General features: G+C 33.4%; 19 protein-coding genes. 7 read left to right on the top strand and 12 right to left on the bottom strand.

What is annotated here, in order from left to right:
• Window positions 1-47: 47 nt before the first annotated feature.
• Window positions 48-680 (bottom strand): orotate phosphoribosyltransferase, encoded by a 633-nt coding sequence (pyrE, locus tag QMO11_RS08700; RefSeq protein ID WP_282036924.1) that lies wholly within the window; start codon window positions 678-680, stop codon window positions 48-50.
• Window positions 681-687: 7 nt separating this feature from the next.
• On the opposite strand from pyrE, the gene QMO11_RS08695 reads away from it, so the two are divergent.
• From QMO11_RS08695 to QMO11_RS08685, 3 genes are all read left to right on the top strand, one after another.
• Complete coding sequence (locus tag QMO11_RS08695; protein ID WP_282036923.1) at window positions 688-1,299, top strand: NUDIX hydrolase; 612 nt, start codon at window positions 688-690, stop codon at window positions 1,297-1,299.
• 103 nt (window positions 1,300-1,402) lie between these two features.
• A complete protein-coding gene (locus QMO11_RS08690) occupies window positions 1,403-1,996 on the top strand; it encodes a hypothetical protein (protein WP_282036922.1) in 594 nt (197 codons plus the stop codon).
• 308 nt (window positions 1,997-2,304) lie between these two features.
• Window positions 2,305-3,114 carry an ADP-ribosylglycohydrolase family protein gene (locus QMO11_RS08685; RefSeq protein WP_282036921.1) on the top strand — a complete coding sequence of 270 codons (810 nt, stop codon included), beginning with the start codon at window positions 2,305-2,307 and terminating at the stop codon, window positions 3,112-3,114.
• A 75-nt stretch (window positions 3,115-3,189) separates the two neighbouring features.
• Here QMO11_RS08685 and QMO11_RS08680 read toward each other — a convergent pair whose 3' ends face one another.
• Window positions 3,190-3,381, bottom strand: a complete 192-nt coding sequence (locus QMO11_RS08680; RefSeq protein ID WP_068474729.1) for a cold-shock protein — start codon at window positions 3,379-3,381, stop codon at window positions 3,190-3,192.
• Window positions 3,382-3,596: 215 nt separating this feature from the next.
• Here QMO11_RS08680 and QMO11_RS08675 point away from each other — a divergent pair, with 215 nt between their 5' ends.
• Window positions 3,597-4,403, top strand: a complete 807-nt coding sequence (locus QMO11_RS08675) for an MBL fold metallo-hydrolase (protein ID WP_282036920.1) — start codon at window positions 3,597-3,599, stop codon at window positions 4,401-4,403.
• 2 nt (window positions 4,404-4,405) lie between these two features.
• Here QMO11_RS08675 and QMO11_RS08670 read toward each other — a convergent pair whose 3' ends face one another.
• Window positions 4,406-4,690, bottom strand: a complete 285-nt coding sequence (locus QMO11_RS08670; protein ID WP_282036919.1) for a hypothetical protein — start codon at window positions 4,688-4,690, stop codon at window positions 4,406-4,408.
• A gap of 376 nt (window positions 4,691-5,066) precedes the next feature.
• On the opposite strand from QMO11_RS08670, the gene QMO11_RS08665 reads away from it, so the two are divergent.
• The 3 genes from QMO11_RS08665 to QMO11_RS08655 all read left to right on the top strand — a co-directional run bounded on the left by QMO11_RS08665 (window position 5,067) and on the right by QMO11_RS08655 (window position 6,463).
• A complete protein-coding gene (locus QMO11_RS08665) occupies window positions 5,067-5,264 on the top strand; it encodes a hypothetical protein (protein ID WP_068474738.1) in 198 nt (65 codons plus the stop codon).
• A gap of 227 nt (window positions 5,265-5,491) precedes the next feature.
• Window positions 5,492-5,938 carry a DUF2147 domain-containing protein gene (locus QMO11_RS08660; RefSeq protein ID WP_282036918.1) on the top strand — a complete coding sequence of 149 codons (447 nt, stop codon included), beginning with the start codon at window positions 5,492-5,494 and terminating at the stop codon, window positions 5,936-5,938.
• Between the two features lie 21 nt (window positions 5,939-5,959).
• Window positions 5,960-6,463, top strand: coding sequence for a DUF3124 domain-containing protein (locus QMO11_RS08655; RefSeq protein ID WP_282036917.1), 504 nt, complete (start codon window positions 5,960-5,962; stop codon window positions 6,461-6,463).
• Window positions 6,464-6,514: 51 nt separating this feature from the next.
• On the opposite strand, the gene QMO11_RS08650 is transcribed toward QMO11_RS08655, so the two are convergent.
• The 9 genes from QMO11_RS08650 to priA form a co-directional block, all read right to left on the bottom strand.
• Window positions 6,515-7,207 (bottom strand): zinc metallopeptidase, encoded by a 693-nt coding sequence (locus QMO11_RS08650; RefSeq protein WP_068474749.1) that lies wholly within the window; start codon window positions 7,205-7,207, stop codon window positions 6,515-6,517.
• 118 nt (window positions 7,208-7,325) lie between these two features.
• Window positions 7,326-8,837 carry an MBOAT family O-acyltransferase gene (locus QMO11_RS08645; protein WP_282036916.1) on the bottom strand — a complete coding sequence of 504 codons (1,512 nt, stop codon included), beginning with the start codon at window positions 8,835-8,837 and terminating at the stop codon, window positions 7,326-7,328.
• Between the two features lie 2 nt (window positions 8,838-8,839).
• Complete coding sequence (locus QMO11_RS08640; protein WP_282036915.1) at window positions 8,840-10,216, bottom strand: SGNH/GDSL hydrolase family protein; 1,377 nt, start codon at window positions 10,214-10,216, stop codon at window positions 8,840-8,842.
• A 130-nt stretch (window positions 10,217-10,346) separates the two neighbouring features.
• Window positions 10,347-11,888, bottom strand: coding sequence for a lytic transglycosylase domain-containing protein (locus QMO11_RS08635; protein WP_282036914.1), 1,542 nt, complete (start codon window positions 11,886-11,888; stop codon window positions 10,347-10,349).
• Window positions 11,889-11,940: 52 nt separating this feature from the next.
• Window positions 11,941-12,597 carry a DUF5683 domain-containing protein gene (locus tag QMO11_RS08630; RefSeq protein ID WP_282036913.1) on the bottom strand — a complete coding sequence of 219 codons (657 nt, stop codon included), beginning with the start codon at window positions 12,595-12,597 and terminating at the stop codon, window positions 11,941-11,943.
• Window positions 12,598-12,624: 27 nt separating this feature from the next.
• Entirely contained in the window at window positions 12,625-13,497 is an 873-nt protein-coding gene (locus QMO11_RS08625; RefSeq protein ID WP_068474765.1) for a ParB/RepB/Spo0J family partition protein, read from the bottom strand.
• Window positions 13,498-13,515: 18 nt separating this feature from the next.
• Window positions 13,516-14,316, bottom strand: coding sequence for a ParA family protein (locus QMO11_RS08620; protein WP_068474768.1), 801 nt, complete (start codon window positions 14,314-14,316; stop codon window positions 13,516-13,518).
• A gap of 171 nt (window positions 14,317-14,487) precedes the next feature.
• Window positions 14,488-15,489: a bifunctional heptose 7-phosphate kinase/heptose 1-phosphate adenyltransferase gene (locus QMO11_RS08615; protein WP_282036912.1), complete on the bottom strand. Its 1,002-nt coding sequence runs from the start codon at window positions 15,487-15,489 to the stop codon at window positions 14,488-14,490.
• A gap of 101 nt (window positions 15,490-15,590) precedes the next feature.
• Window positions 15,591-18,056: a replication restart helicase PriA gene (gene priA, locus QMO11_RS08610; RefSeq protein ID WP_282036911.1), complete on the bottom strand. Its 2,466-nt coding sequence runs from the start codon at window positions 18,054-18,056 to the stop codon at window positions 15,591-15,593.
• Window positions 18,057-18,091: the final 35 nt, after the last annotated feature.

Below are 18,091 nucleotides of genomic sequence, written 5' to 3'. Positions count from 1 at the left end.
TTTTGTATAATCACAATACAAAATGAGTACTAAATATTTTATAAAGATTATTTACCCCAATTTGCAGGATCAGTTCTCCATGTTCCTAATGCTTTCACATCATCAGCGGAAACTGTACCAGTTTGAGCAGCAACTTCAATTAAAGTTTGATAATTACTTAAAGTAGTAAGTTCTACATTATTCTTCTCAAAATTATCACTTGCTACTTGAAATCCATAGCTAAAAATTGCTAACATTCCCATAACTTCACAACCACAATTCCTAATAGCTTCAACAGCTTTTAGACTGCTTCCTCCTGTAGAAATTAGATCTTCAATTACAACAACCTTTTTTCCAAGTACTAACTCACCTTCAACAAGATTTTCCAAACCATGTCCCTTTGGAGAAGACCTAACATAAACAAAAGGCTTGTTTAATATATCAGCAACCAATGCACCTTGAGCTATTGCTCCTGTGGCAACGCCAGCAATAACATCTGCATCTGCATAAAGCTCTTTAATTTGAGCTGCAAATTGCTCTTTAATATAGTCCCTAACCTCAGGATAAGAAAGTGTTTTGCGGTTATCGCAGTAAATTGGCGAAATCCATCCTGAAGCCCATGTAAATGGGTTTGCTGGTTGCAATTTAATTGCTTTAATTTGCAACAATTGTTTTGCTATTATTTCTGATACTTTTTCCATAGTGCAAATGTATAAAGTTTTTTTTAAGGATAGAATTGTTTTTTTAACCGATGATATAGATCGCGATTTAAGCGACAACTTTGGTGCTATTTTTAAATACTCAAACTCGAAAGAGTTATTTGATTTTATTGATAATTTTATTCAACGTGAAGAAATTCAGAATGCATTTATCTACCACCATGACGTAGAAGAACTATATACTGTCTTTTGTAATTATTTTAAATTCATAGAAGCTGCTGGTGGACTGGTTTTTAATAACGAAAATCGAATTCTGTTTATTAATAGATTAGACAAATGGGATCTTCCTAAAGGAAAAGCCGAAAAAGGAGAGAGCATCGATGAAACTGCATTAAGAGAGGTTGAAGAAGAATGTGGTATTTCTAACTTAAAGATAACCAAACCTCTGGTTTCTACCTATCATACATATCCATTAAAGAACAAAATTGCACTAAAAAAAACCTATTGGTACAGAATGGAATATTCTGGCAATGAAGATCTAGTTCCTCAATTAGAAGAAGATATCCAAGAAGCTGTATGGTTGAATCATGACGAATTAGAAAAAGTTTATGAAAATACTTATCCAAGCATTCTTGAGATATTAAACAACGAAATAAAATAAATAATAAGAAGCCTACCTATTAAACTAATATAAGGTGAAGTTTTGTTGCAATAATTTATATTTTTACATTTTGAAGCATATTTAAGACTCCCATTTATATAAAATGACACCACAGGAGATAGAACATCAAGATTGGAAAAATAAAATGCGAAAGAAAGCTCTTGAAAAAGAGTTGGTACGTCTTAGAAAAAACGAGACTAAAAACCTGAAAAAGATTAGTGATTTAAGAAAGTCAATAATTTTTATAGGTATAGCCACAATCATATTATTTTTCCTGCTCCATGTAACTGGTACCATATCATTTACCCCAAAGGATAATATTAAAAATAACAATTATAACTTTAAGATTAACTCGCTTGAAGATTCTGTCGATTTTTTAAATAAGAAAATTGATATTTTAGTAAAAACCAAGGCAAGCATAGTTGCTGAAAAAGGGTATCGATTTAAAGTTCAATTTGGCGCCTTTAAATCAAACGACCTCGATAAATACTCTGAGAATTTAGTCTCTCTAAATCAGAAGAAATACAATCGAATAAATCATTACACACTTGGATCATTCGAAAACCTAAATAAGGCGAACGAGTTTCTTATTAAGATGAAAGAAATTGGATTTACTGATTCATTTATTATTGCTACCCTCAATGGCAATATAGTGCCGATAGAAGAAGCTAAGAAACATTTTACAGAACAAAAATAGCATCTCAGTAAATGCATGTGTCTAACCCAAGCCATTACAAGTTAATAATAAAATAGAGGATCTACTTTACTCAAATACCCATCAAACAAGACAATATTAAAATAGGCTCAAACAGATCTCATATGGTATCGTTTGCAGAATTTTACACATAGTATAGAGTTCTATTTATCAACCATAAGGAAAATAATCAAAATTATCTACTAGTGTACATAGTCGTTATTTTTATTTATGGCAATAAATATCTACATTCGTAAATTAATGACATTAATCATAACTTTACATTCATATTAAACTTCTAAACTAATCCTATGAAAGGAGCAATAATTGGAGATATTATCGGATCTGCATTTAATACAGATAAAAGATTAACCACCGAATTCCAACTTTTTAAACCTGTATCATCCTTCACTGACGATACAGTGTTAACATTAGCTACAGCTGACTCTGTAATCAATAATCTTAATTTTAAGGAAACAGCTAAAAAGTGGATTGAGAGATATCCTAATGCAGGATATAATACCAACTTTATTAAATGGTGTAACAATGAAGATACGGATTCAACTTATGTAAGCTACCGAGAGGGAGCTACCCGTAGAATTAGTCCCATAGGTTTTGTCGCTGAATCAATTGATCAAGCAATGTCAATGGCAGAATCTACTACCCTTTTAACACATAATACTCCTGAGATGATTAAGGCTGCAAAAGCAGTAGCAGCATGTATATTCTTAGCAAAAAGCTCTATCAAAAAAGAACAAATTAAAGATTATATATCTGATACATTTGGCTATAACTTAAATCGAAGTATTTCTGACTTAAAAGCAGAATCAGATCGAGAAATAATTTCAGTAATAGCACCAACAGCAATCACAATATTCCTTATCTCTTATAACTTTGAAGATGCTATTAGAAAAGCAGTCTCTTTAGGTTTTAACAGGTGCAATACCGTTGCTTCCATTGTAGGTGGGATTTCCGAAGCATATTATAAACATATACCGAAAAGTATTATAAGAAAAGCACTTCACAGAATAACTCCAGAGATGGAAATTTTCATTAATGATTTTGACAAGAAATATGTTTATGATCCACACCCTGTAAGGGTATTAATAGGAATGCACTAACAGTTATATTCTGTAAAAAACAAAAAAGCCTGAATGTAATAACATTCAGGCTTAATAGAAATCTTAAATAATATATTATATTACTTTTACGTTTACCGCGTTCATTCCTTTTCTTCCTTCTTGTAGGTCGAATTCTACTTCGTCGTTCTCACGGATTTCATCAATTAATCCTGTTACGTGTACGAAATACTCGTTGCTTGATCCTTCTTCTTTAATGAATCCAAAACCTTTAGACTCGTTGAAAAATTTTACTGTTCCTTTATTCATTTTCTTATTGTAAAAAATATTAATGCGACAAAGGTAAGTTAATATATTTCTTACGCAAGTTTTGTATGTAATTATTTTACAACTAATTATATTAACAAGTAAAACTGCACTTTAAATCGTGTACTGGCTTGCTTATTAATATATAAAGAAAATTTGTTATCAGATGAAATATCTGCATTAAAGCATTATATATTTGTATCCTTTAAAACCGCATCATGGAAATAACTATTCTAATAGATAATAATAAAGAAGACTTAAAGTATAGAACAGAGCATGGGCTTTCTATCTTAATCGAAGATTCTGGTTATTCCATCTTATTTGATACAGGAAAGACTAATGCATTCATACAAAATGCTGTAAAACTTGAAAAAGATTTAAGAAATGTTGATTACGTTATCCTATCACATGGACACTACGATCATACTGGAGGATTAGAGGCTTTTTTAAAGCTAAATAGAAAAGCCAAGGTAATACTTAAAAAAGAGGCCCTTCAAAAAAAATGGAGTAAATCTCAAACTATAGAACGCAATATTGGTATTCAAACACAAATTAAAGGCGAACGATTCATTTTTATAGATAGTCCACTTGAACTTTTTAAAGACTTTTGGATTCTACCAAATATTGATCGTCCTAAAAATCAAGAATACACGGATACCTATCTTTTTGTTGAACACAATAATTCCATCTACCCTGATACGTTTACTGATGAATTATTCGCAATATCAATTGTAGATAATGAATTAGTTGTATTTACCGGCTGTGCTCATAATGGGGTAGAAAATATGCTAAGAACAGCTATTAAACATTCACATATAAATAGAATAAATCACATCGTAGGAGGAACACATTTAAATAGAGCGTCAACAAATCAGCTAAATGATACAATAAATGCACTTGAGCAATTTGATATAAAGAATGCCTCTTTCAATCATTGCACAGGAATTCATAATATTCCAAAAATAAATAAACAATTAGCTGGTAATATTTCATATGCATATACCGGAAATGTAATCCGAATATAAACCTATTTCTTCTTTGAGTTCCTAACGAACTGAAGACCTCCAAAGCCGGATATTATTGCCATATAGTAACCAAAATCATACCACCACCCTGTGTTATTAACCTCATATATACTGATTGACTCATTAAAAAAACCAACAATCAAAGAAAATGGAGCAATCCAACCATGCCAAATACCTGTAAAAAAACCAGCTGGTTCTAAAATATTATTATTCCCACCCCCAGGTAAACACGAGCTCATTAAGAAACCAATAAGAATTATAAGAACTAGATTTTTATAATTTTTCATAACAAACAGTTTAAAATTATCAATTCCAATATAGGTATAAATTACTATCTATGCCCAAAATGTCAATTCCTCTAATCATTTTAATAACCATAATTATCAATCAAATTAGCAATTACAAAGCGATCAAAAAAAAATTAAATGGTTGCGTCAAACCATAATGTTTTATGACTAAACCATTATCTTTTTACACCAACACATAACATTAACGCAAGTACAAGAATCCCAATGCAGGGTGAGAAAATTGTATTCTATAAAAGTTTGTTATTTGGTGTTAAAAATGACAAAAGACAGTTCGAACTAGTTAATCTTTTTACTATATTGGAAGTATGAAAAGAAACACATCTTAGAAGAAGTAAATCAATTAAAACAAATAATTATGTTCAGACGAAAAGAAAAAAAATTACCCGAGTTAGAAGAAAGAATTTTTGATGTTGTAAGTGAAAAACAACCAATGCATATTGGAGAAATATTCAAAGTATTACGCATCTCCCCTACTAAAGGACTAAATTCAGTAATATCAATGATTAATCAAGGTAAATTAAGTTATGCGGCTAATAATCAAGTACACATCTAGTACACTGAGAAGAAAGAACCAATTACTTAGAAGAGTTAGAATTTAAACTTCCCACATAAATAATGTTGGGAAGTTTTTTTTGCTCTATTATTTAAGATTAATTTATATAAAATATCCAAAAAACTTACCCAGTTAACCAAACGATTAAGAATTCTAAGTTTTAAGAGTTTTGCGTCTTTTTATTTAAAATATATTATTTTCGTATCAGCAAGAAAATTAATATACGTATGCAAGCAAAGAAAATCTTATTCTGTTTAACTATACTTTTAGTATCAAGCAACATATTTGCTCAAGGCAATGAAATTTTGGGAGTTTGGTTAACTCAAGATAATGACTCTAAAGTAAAGATTAGTAAAACTACTAATGGTAAATATTATGGAGAGATAATATGGCTACTGAACCCTAAAGACGACAACGGGAATATTCGTAAGGATACTAAAAATCCTGATAATGACTTAAAATCACGTAATATTGAAGGTTTAAAAATCTTGAATGATTTTGAGTACAATGCTGGTGATAAAGAATGGCAGGATGGTACAATTTACGATCCAAAGTCAGGTAGTACTTACAAATGCTATATGTGGTTTAAAACTGATAGTGATAAATTGTATGTAAAAGGTTATATTGGTTTCTCATTAATTGGCAAAACAGTGAATTGGAAACGGGTTAAATAACACCTAATTAAAATCCTTGTTATGAATAAAATAATTCTTGTTATTACTTGTCTTATTATAATTTCGTGTAATCCTGGCAAAAGTGATTCTCCATCATATGTACTGAAAGTCAACCATAATAGAAATGCCACTGTTAATTCATCCTATCACAAAGGATCCACTTACCTATCAGTATATTCACAGGTATATCAACGAAATGAACAACGCACATATGACCTAACTGTAATGGCTAGTATGAGAAATACCTCGCTAAGCGATTCAATTTATATTATTAGTGCTGATTACTATTCTACCAAGGGAAAGTTATTAACAAGCTATATAAAATCCCCTATATATATTGCTCCAATGGAAACTGTTGAAATTGTTATTGAAGAAGATGATAAACGAGGAGGAACAGGAGCTAACTTTATTTTTAATTGGGCTTGTAAAGATTCTATTCAAGAACCATTTTTTGAAGGAATAATGACATCAACAACTGGTCAACAAGGCTTATCTTTTGTGACTAATGGAATGCGTATAAAATAAAAAAGCCATCAATTACGATGGCTCCTTTAATATAAATTCGTTTACAAAACCTTAGTCTCTATTCCCTAAATACATCATAACGTAATACATTAAAGTTACTAAAGCTGATAAAGCCGCAACAACATATGTATACGCTGCCCACTTTAAGGCATCTTTTGCTTGCTCTTGCAACTGCCCTGTTGCAATGCCACTAGTGTTTAACCATGAAAGAGCTCTTTGAGTTGCATTTATTTCCACTGGCAAAGTAATAAAGGCAAATGCAGTAAAAACTGTATAACAAGCTATAATAACCTTCATTGCTAAATCAAATGAAATAAACTGAGGCAATAAGAAACCTCCAAATAGCATGGCTATAAATATGAAGTTTAAAACTTTTGAGCTTATATTTTGTAAAGGAACAAGCGTTGAGCGCATTTCTAGTGGTCTATATCCAACAGCATGCTGAACTGCATGACCGCACTCATGTGCAGCTACAGCTGCAGCTGAAACACTATTTCCATTATATACATCCGGACTTAAGTTAACCGTTTTATTTGCAGGGTTATAATGATCTGTAAGTTGTCCTCCTACTGAAACAATCTTAACATCATGAATTCCATTATCGCGTAACATTTTCTCTGCCACATCTCTGCCTGTTAAACCATAGTTTAATCTAACCTTAGAATACTTCTTAAACTTTGATTTCAATTTTGAGCTGACAGACCAACTCAATATTAAAAACCCAATAAATATTATCATTAACATACTCGTATATTTTTTACTTGTACAATACTCAAAAACTTTGCCATATTATCTTAATATGACAATATTTCTAATCATCAATTATTCAATGTTTGCTAAACTATTAGATAACATAAGGTTTCTAAAACCTAAAATAAATAAATGGCTTAACCTCTAATAAGCTAAATTGATATACAATTATTGATATAACAATAATGAATAATAATTTCAATATTACTGATGACTTAATAAATGAAACTTTTATTAACCGGTTAAGGTTATCAGGAAGCCAATGACTCATAAAACCGATGAAAATTAGAAATACAGCAAAGGAATGCTTCGCTAATATATAATTTATTGGATATATGGAGAAGGCGGACTGGATACGGTAGATAAACAAATTAAAGGACTCGATATCGGAAGATCGGAATACAATCCACGTAAGTGTTATAAAGTGAAACGTAAAAACTCTGCCTAAAATCTTAGGAAAGCGAAACCCTAAATTATGAGATATTCGCAATAAAACTTTATCTATAAGAAGTGCAAAACCATGTAATGCACCCCAAATAACAAACATCCAACCTGCCCCATGCCACAAACCACCAAGGAGCATCGTAATCATTAAATTAAGGCCTTGGCGAAACTTCCCTTTTCTATTTCCTCCCAGAGGGATATACAAATAATCTCTTAACCAGGATGATAATGAGATATGCCACCTATGCCAAAACTCAGTAACAGAAGTAGACTTATACGGTGCATTAAAGTTCTGTGGTAAACGAAAGCCTAATAGAAGCGCCACACCAATTGCAATATCGGTATAGCCAGAAAAATCACAGTAAATTTGCAAAGTGTATGCATAGGCACCCAATAAAAGTTCCATCCCACTATACATCATAGGTGAATCAAACACCCTATCCACAAGGTTAACTGATAGATAATCTGAAATTACCATTTTCTTAAACAAGCCCATCATTATTAACCAAACAGACCACCAAAACCACTTATAACTTAGTTGGTATCGTTTGTGTAATTGCGGAATGAACTCCCAGGCTCTAACGATAGGTCCGGCAACTAATTGCGGAAAAAATGATACATAAAATCCAAAATCTATGATACTTCGTACAGCCTGTACCTTACCCCTATATACATCCACTGAATAACTGATGGTTTGAAAAGTAAAGAACGAAATACCAACTGGCAATATAATATCAGAAACAGTAAAGTGGGTACCCAATATTGCATTAAGAGAACTTGTATAATAGTTATTGATATTAATGCGAAGATTGAAATATTCTGCAACTAAATCTGATATAAAATAGCTGTATTTAAAGTAAGCCAATAAACCGAGGTTTACGAATATACTTAGGCTTAGTAATATTTTTCGCTTTAATAAATTACTACTTCTAGAAATCCCTATACCAATTGAATAATCGATAATTGTTGAAAACACCAGTAAGCCGAAATAGATACCCCCAGCTTTATAGTAGAAGAACAAACTACATGCAAAAAGAAAAGCATTACGTAATACACTCTTTTTATATAGGATAGCATTACCTAGCAATACAAAGCCAAAGAAAATCCAGAATGCCATATGTGTATACACAAAGCTAGACTCTGGATTGTAAGTTAATATGGATAGTATCTGATCAATCAACTTTATTCATTTACAATGGTTTGACTATTCATCCGACTAAAATCAGACATAATTGATTTATAAATCCATTCAGCAACTTTTTCACCACCTCTTTTATTGAAGTGGGTATAGTCTGACATGGCTAAGTGCGGAACTCCATTTGCCCATTTTATAATAGCTCCCTTTCCTCCCATAACCTCATATAAATCAAAAAAAGCGAATCCAGCTTCAACAGCTGCTTTCTTTTGTGCTTCTTTTATATCATAAACATGCGAATAAGAACTCACACTACCTTCATCTTCAAATGCTACATCTCCAACGCCCACAATAACTACAGGTACATTAGGTATCGTTTCTTTTAAAGTTAAAAGTTGCTTATAAAGCATTCGGTAATAAAAATGGTAATTTTTAGCTACAGTAGGAACCATATTAGTGCCATACTGAAGTATGATCATCCCAATATCTAAATGAGATGCCATTGCCTTGAATAGTTCTTTATTTGTTTTATCAAGCCTCGGTGTTGATTGCCCTCGCATCGCAATATTATCAACCGCAATACCACTTAAACTATCTAGTGTCATCCCCAAAAATAATGGGCTATCTGAAGCGTTTAATTTTACAGTAAATCTCTTAGGAGTTTGTTTAAAAGACCAATTAATCTCGGTTATGTCAGATTCTTGTTTGAGCGAATCAGAACTAATTAAAGTATTACCCCAGTAGGCATCTACAAGTAAAGGGCTCTCAATATTTTTAACAAACATACGCGAATGGTAATACTCTTTGGCAGAAGGTAGGGCACTCGGCGCTGTTGACACCTTAATTGATGCCCAACCCGGCGACTTAATAGTATTAACTTTACCAACTAAACCATATTCGTTATTCGGTATTTCACGGGGGTATTTATATACAGCATGCTCTTTCCAATCACCAGTGTTACTAATCCAAACAGAACTGAAGTGCTTGTGTGGGTCATATAATGGGATAAAACCAGGGCCGGTTCCTCCAAAATCTTTCTGAAACGATGCTCGCAAATATCGTGTAATACGATCTCCTTCAATTTGAGAATCACCAAAATGAAGTACTCGAATTACTTTACCGGAAGAATTTGCTGTTAGTATTTTTGAGTAAAAACTTTGAAGAAGCGGCTTAAACTCATCAGAATATTCTAATTGTAAATCTTCCTCGCCTTTGAATTTATGAATTAAGGAACTATCGACTAATTCAGTAGCCTCTATAGTATCTTTTAATACAATTAAAGTATCTAAATTTACACTAGGACTATTCTCAATAATAGTTTCCTCTTTATAAAATAAATTCTTCGTATCCTTAAGAGATACCCATCTCAATTTTTGATTGCCCAATGGGATAACTCCAGAAGGAAACAATACTGAAATGCACAAAAAAACAGCGCATATCAACAAAAAAGTAAAGAATATTTTAGGAGGTTTTATCATTAGTTATAAGAAGTTCAGTTATATCTGAAAATCCAAGATAACAAAATCTAAATATATTAAAGCGCTACATGGCAAATTAACTCTTAGGCCTAATTTTTAGCTTTTGACCAGGACTTAATTTTGACGCATCTGAAATACCATTAAGCTGCATGATATCAGCATTTGAAACACCTGGGTATTTTTTTGCAATGGTCCACAAATTATCCCCTTTTCTAACTGTATAAACTTCGTAATCACCAGAATGCGTTACTGGTGCTTTAACAGAAGATTTAGATGCAATTACAACCGTTTTCCCATCTAGATTTTTCTTCTGGGCATAACTCATCTTATTAATTTGCTGATAATAAGTGACTTTGTTATTAGGAACATATACTGCTAACTTCTGACCAACCTTTATAAGATTTCTACTTATATTATTCCAATATCTTAAATCCGAAGTTCTTACATCATACCAATCTGCAATTAAACCAACAGCATCGCCTGATTTAACCGTATAGTATAACTTAGTTTTATTCTTTGGTGCCGATGGTGCGTAATGATGGTTACTTGGCTCAACAAGCTTGTTTGATGCAAAATACTTTTCTCGCTCAAAAGAGTAGATAAACTCTTCTTTATCAATAAACGAATCAATACTTTTTGTTGGTAATTTTAGTGCATATTTTTTATTTATACTTGGCACAACATCTAAACGATAATGTGGATTGAGCTCTCGTAAAGTTTCAACATTAACATCCATCATAGCCGCTACCTGATTAAAGTGCAATAAATTATTGATCATTATTGTATCAGTTTCTAATACAATATCTGATTTTTGCGGACTGATTAAATGCTCTTCATAATAATTCATAGTATATGCTGCTGCAATAAATGCTGGCACATAACCACGTGTTTCGCGAGGTAATCTATGATAGATTTCCCAAAAATCTCTTTTACCACCTGATCTGCGAATGGCCTTATTTACATTACCCTGACCACAATTATAAGCTGCTATCACCAAATACCAGTCGTTATACATTTCATATAAATCTGATAAATAACTTATAGCTGCCTCTGTACTCTTTATAGGATCACGTCGCTCATCAACGTAAGAGTTAACTTGTAATCCATATTGTTTTCCTGTGGGATACATAAACTGCCATAAACCAGAAGCTCCCACTCTAGAAAATGCTCTTGGATTTAAGGCCGATTCAATTATCGGCAAATATTTCAACTCTAGCGGCAAACCCGCAGCATCAAGTTGAGCTTCAAATATTGGGAAATAGTATTCTGACAAACCAAGCATTATTGATACTTGATTTCTTTTTCGTTTTGTATACAATTCAATGTAAGCTTTTACCTTACTATTGTATGGGAAATTAATTGGAGACTCAATACTCTGTAAGCGATTAATATAAATTGAATCAGGAATATTCTTCAAGGCACGTTCTGCTGCAATTCTAAGCGAATCTGCATGAATAGATTCAATCCCTTTAAAGGCTAAATCATCAAGACTCTCAGTAAAAGCACCTTCTTCAACATCTGTTCCTAAATTAAGCGTATCCTTAAGTGCTATTTCAGTTTGAGCTGAAATACAAATGCATGTGATTGAAATTAATATGGTAGAAAATAATGTCTTCATTACAATGATTTTACTCTGTTGATAAAATTAAACTTGGCAAAAGAGAGTAGTGCTAAAATACAAGCCGAACCTGCAATCCAACATGATTAAACTGCGATCCGATAGGAGTTACGATAGGTTCCCAATGAATGCTAAGGTCGTTGCTAACATCATAGGTTTTAAAATGAGCATCTACACTTGCATCAACAAGGTTAAGAACATATACAAGTACAATACCAACATAACTTAAATCGCGATAACGTTTGTAGTAATTCTTTTTATTTTCAAGAGCTCCTTCGAACCAAACACCTAATTCTGATTGTCCACCTGATTCATTTATAAGATCTTCTTTCTCATAAGGGCGAGGTAAAACATCCAAATAGCTAGTATTATTAGGATCCTGAATTACATAATCGCGATAAGCAGTCTTGTATTTACTGTAATAGGTACTATTAAAATCGATAGCATAAACTAAACCACCAAGTGCTGCATAAACCAAAGGAATCTTCCAATACTTCTTATTATAAGCTTGTCCCAAACCAGGTAGAATAGCAGAATATAAGGTAGCTTTATGAGGAGAGTGTAACTTAATTTCAGGCTCGGGTACAAATACCAAGGTGTCTGTGGCTTCAAAATATGCTGTATCACTCTGCGCCTTTGCATTAATTGCAAAAGAGTTGAGGATTGCTATCAATCCAATTACCCACAGACTACTTTTAATATTGATCAAAATAAAGCTTTTAAATGTATCGGTTTGTTACTTGTTATTTGCTTTATCCAGAATGCCAATGATTTTTTCTAAATCTTCATCCGATGCAAAAGGAATTACAATTTTTCCTTTTCCGTTATCATCACGAGAGAATTTAATATTTGTTTTAAAAACACTTGATATCTGATTACTCAATTGCTGATATTCTTCAGGCAGTTGAGGCTTCGTTGATTTTTTAGGTTCGCTAGGATTATTATATTCACGAACCAACTCCTCCACTTTTCGAACCGAATAATCATTCTTTACAATTTCTTTAAACAGCTTAATTTGTTCTCTAGAATTGTCGATTCCAATAATGGCACGGGCATGTCCCATTCCCAATAATTTATCTCTAAGCCCTAACTGAACTTCGGCAGGGAGTTTTAATAATCGAAGGTAGTTTGTTACTGTCGCCCTCTTTTTACCAACTCGTTCCGACATACTTTCTTGTGTAAGATTACACTCATCTATCAAACGCTGGTAACTGATGGCAACTTCAATCGGATCTAAATCCTCACGCTGAATATTCTCAACCAATGCCATTTCAAGCATTGTATCATCATCAGCAGTTCGAACATAAGTAGGTACTTTATCAAGGCCTACCATTTTTGATGCTCTAAACCTACGTTCTCCGGCAATTAACTGATAAGTATTACCTGATTTACGAACGGTTAAAGGCTGAACAATTCCAATTTCTTTTATAGAAGCGGCTAATTCCTGAAGCTTTTCTTCGTCGAAATGAGAGCGAGGTTGCCAAGGATTGGCTACAATTTTACTCACATCAATCTCATTCATTCCTGAGAGGGGCTTATTTTTTACAACATCATCTGTTCCTTCAATAAGTGCACCTAATCCTCTTCCTAAAGCATTCTTTTTAGCCATTCTGTATATTGTATTCTATTATTTTAAGACCTTATCTTTATTATCGATTTTAGTCATATTATTTTTCTGCAATAACTCACGTGCCAAATTCAAATAATTTTGAGCACCTCTAGAAGTTGCATCGTATTCAACAACTGCTTTTCCATAACTTGGAGCTTCGCTCAGCTTGATGTTGCGAGCAATTAGCGTTTCAAAAACCATATCTTGGAAGTGACGCTGTACTTCTTCAACAACCTGATTCGATAATCGTAAGCGTGAATCATACATTGTTAATAAAAATCCTTCTATTTCTAAATCGGTATTTAAACGACTTTGAATGATTTTTATTGTATTTAAAAGCTTTCCTAAACCCTCAAGTGCAAAGTACTCACACTGTACAGGTATAGCAACAGAATCAGCTGCTGTTAGCGCATTAACCGTAATCAACCCTAGGGATGGAGAACAATCAATAAGAACAAAATCGTAATCGGCTTGTACTTGTGCTAACACATTTTTTAATACATTCTCTCTTTCGGGCTTATTGAGCATCTCAATTTCAGCACCAACAAGATCGATATGAGAAGGTAGCAAATCTAAACCTTCAATATTTGATTTTAATATAGCCGTTTTTGGTTCAATGTCATCTACGATACATTCGTAAATACTTGCATCAATTTCTCTTAAGTCGAAGCCCAAACCAGATGTGGCATTTGCCTGAGGATCGGCATCTACTAAAAGAATTTTATACTCAAGAACCGCCAAACTTGCCGCTAAATTAATAGCAGTTGTAGTTTTCCCGACTCCCCCTTTTTGATTTGCAAGTGCAATGATCTTTCCCATATTCAGTAATTAAATCAATTAAGTATTTTAAAATTACTTAGTTAAGCCAAATCAAGTTGTCTGATTTTTAAAGCTTGTCAAAGTTAAACTTTTAATTAAAATAACGTATACGAAAAACAGTATAAAAGTTACACTGATTATTTATAACCCAACTCTTTTAAAAAGTCTTAATTAGTCAGTAATTTTAACTATGCACTCCTCTAAAAGAAGCTTTTTATTTATCGGAACAACTCCTGATTCTTCACAAACTAAGCCCCCTGCCATATTTGAGACGCGAGCAATCTTATTCAGATCCAACTTTTGTAATAGACATAAAGTGGCAACACTAATTACAGTATCTCCTGCTCCGGAAACATCAGCAATATTTCGTATTTCTGCAGGAACAATATAATTAGCTCCTCCTTTCTTGGAGATAAACACACCATATTCCGATAGGGTTACCATTAAAATATCGATATTCTGATCTTCTTGAAACTTACAGGCAGCCTGCACCAACTCGTCACTAGGTCCTTTTTTAAGATCTAACTTACAACCTTCTGTAAACTCCTTAAAATTAGGCTTAAAGAATGTTATATTCTGATAGTCGATATAATTACGTTTTTTGGGATCAACTAATGTTGGTATACCAAGTTCATTAGCAATTGAAACAATGCGCTTTATTACTCGGGGCGTAATTACGCCTTTATCGTAATCTTCAAATATAATGGCGTCAATAGCATTATTTTCGATGACTGTATGAAATTGCCCAAGAATTTTGGCTTCCGTTACTTCTGGGATTGGACTTGTTATTTCCTCATCTACGCGCAACAAATGTTGCTGTTGACTAATTACTCTAGTTTTAACAGTCGTCATCCTGTTTTCGCACCTTACAATCCCCTCACTGCTCAACTTTTGATTATCAAGTAAGCTAAAGAAATCATGACTTCGTAAATCATCCCCTATAACTGAACACAAAATTGGATTGGCCCCTAAGGCTTGAATATTAAGGGCCACATTAGCAGCTCCTCCTAAGCGATCTTCACGACCAATACCCGACAATATTGGCACTGGTGCTTCTGGCGAAATACGATTAACATCTCCCCATAAATAGGAATCTATCATTACATCCCCAACAATGAGAATATTTTTATTATTAAAGGATTCGAATAAATCGTTGAAGAACTCTTTTGACATTTATATTGAGTTTGACCGTTTAACTTTATTGTACTTTTTAAAAGACGCAGCAAATATAAAACAAATATTAGCAGCTAAAAGCAATCTTTATTTTTGAACCACTACATTGGATCCACGTCTATTTGAATTTGAGCGGCTTTAAATGCTGGATGAGAAAGCGACGCTACTATTGCTTGATTAATTAATTCCTTAACTTTTTTAAGAGATGCACCTTTCTCAATTTTTACCATCACCTTACGTAAATGCCAATTTTGAATTTTGCTGACTGGAGGTTCTTGCGGACCAATGACTCTTGAATCAAATATCGATCGCAAATAATTAGTAAAATAATCTGCGACTTGCTCAGCTAGCCTATTGTTTTTATGTCGTACAGTGAAATAGACGAGTCGATAAAAAGGAGGATATTTAAACAACTCACGCTCTGCCAATTGCTCATTATAATGATTCTTGAAATTATTATTGATAACATCCAAGATGACAGGATTATCAGGATTTGTAGTTTGTAATATTACTTTCCCCTGTTTATTCTTACGCCCTGCACGTCCGCTTACTTGCGACATTAACTGAAACGAACGCTCAAAAGCCCTAAAATCGGGATAGTTAAGCATACTGTCTGCATTCAATATACCTACTATACTGACATTATCGAAATCTAATCCTTTCGATATCATTTGAGTACCTATTAATATATCAACTTCACCACTCTGAAAGCTATTGATTATTTTCTCATGTGCCTTTCGAGTTCTGGCTGTATCTAAATCCATACGCAACACCGAAGCCTCTGGCAACATTAACTTTACATCCTCCTCTATTTTTTCGGTACCAAAACCTTTAGTTTCAAGCTCATGAGATTCACAAGCTTTACAAGTGCGTGGCAAAAAATAACTATGCCCACAGTAGTGGCATATCAACTGATTATTATGCTTATGATAGGTCATACTGACGTCACAATAATCGCATTTGGGCACCCACGCGCACTGATTACACTCAATATAAGGTGAAAAACCTCGTCGGTTTTGAAATAAAATAACCTGTTCGTTTTTAGCTAAGGCACCTTTAACTTCATCAATTAAAATTGGAGAAAAGTTGGTTACCATCCGCTTTTTTCGTCGCTCTTCTCTTACATTAGAAGTAATTATCTCGGGCATCTGAATACCTTCGTAGCGATTAAACAATTCTACAAATCCGAATTTGCCTATCTGCGTATTATAATAGGTCTCGATGGATGGTGTTGCAGTTCCTAACAATACTTTTGCCTTATGCATGGCTGCTAAAACAATTGCGGTATCGCGGGCATGATATCGTGGTGCAGGATCAAATTGCTTATAGGTATTCTCATGCTCCTCATCAATGATAATTAAACCTAACTTATCAAAAGGAAGAAAAATTGAAGAGCGAACTCCTATGATGACCTGATAATTATTCTTTTTCAGAATATCATCCCAAACTTCAACACGCTCAGCATCGCTATATTTAGAGTGATAAACACCCAACTTATTTCCGAACACGGCCTTAAGTCGTTGCGTTATTTGAGTGGTTAAGGCAATCTCTGGTAAGAGGTAGAGTACTTGATTGCCAAGCTTTATTTGTTCCTCAATTAAATGTATGTATATCTCAGTTTTTCCACTTGATGTGACACCATGCAATAAAATAGCATCTTTTTCGCGATATTGAGCTTTAATCTCCGTATAAGCTTTTTCCTGTTCGCTTGTAAGCGGATGTAATTCTTTAATTTGCGTATCGCTTTGATTTAGGCGAGAGATAATCTCGTCCGTCTCTTCAAGGATTCCTTTTTGTACTAGCTGCCTAATTGCTGCCCCGGTAGGATCACATTTCTTTTTGAGCAAATCACGCGTAATTGTTTTTGCAAAATTCTCAGGATGCGCTCCTCCTATCAAGGTAAGCAAAGTCATTAGTACCTCAAGCTGCTTTTTTGCTCTACTCAATTCTGAAAAGGCATTCTGCAACATTTGCTCCTTTTGATACTTTGCTGAAATTCCAATGATCTTTTGTGTACGAGGCTTAAAACCATCTTTCAGTTTCTCACTCACAAATAAAGCTTCCTTATCGAGTAATCGCTTTACAGTGGGTAGTGCATTTTTAATTTCCGATAGGTTATTAAGCTCTTGTATGGAGGCTACCTTCTTTTCTTGAAGAATATCTAAAATCTGGGATTCTTTCTGAGTTAAAGCCTCATCTTTCTCCCAATCTGTATTATAATGAATCTTTGTTTCGCTCTCTAACTTTAAACCCGCAGGTAATGCAGCTTTATAAACCTCACCTAGGGTACACATATAATAATCGGCAATCCATTGCCAAAAATTAAGTTGGGTTATTGTAACTACCGGTGTTTCGTCGAGTACTGTACCAATTTCCTTAACCTCATAATCTTGCGGCTCATTATCATGTAATTGATATACTACCCCCGAATAGAATTTCTTTTTTCCAAAGGGTACAATTACTCGCATTCCTACCTCTAGATTCTCTGCTATATCCCAAGGTACAGCATAAGTAAATAGCCGTGGAAGCGGAACTGGTAAAATTATATCAGCAAATATCTTATACATTTATGAAAAATGAAATTTTATTGAATTGACGAAAG

The organism is Saccharicrinis aurantiacus (genome assembly GCF_947489045.1).
In the GTDB taxonomy this organism is placed as follows: domain Bacteria; phylum Bacteroidota; class Bacteroidia; order Bacteroidales; family Marinilabiliaceae; genus Saccharicrinis; species Saccharicrinis aurantiacus.
This window is presented reverse-complemented; position numbering and strand designations above follow the sequence as displayed.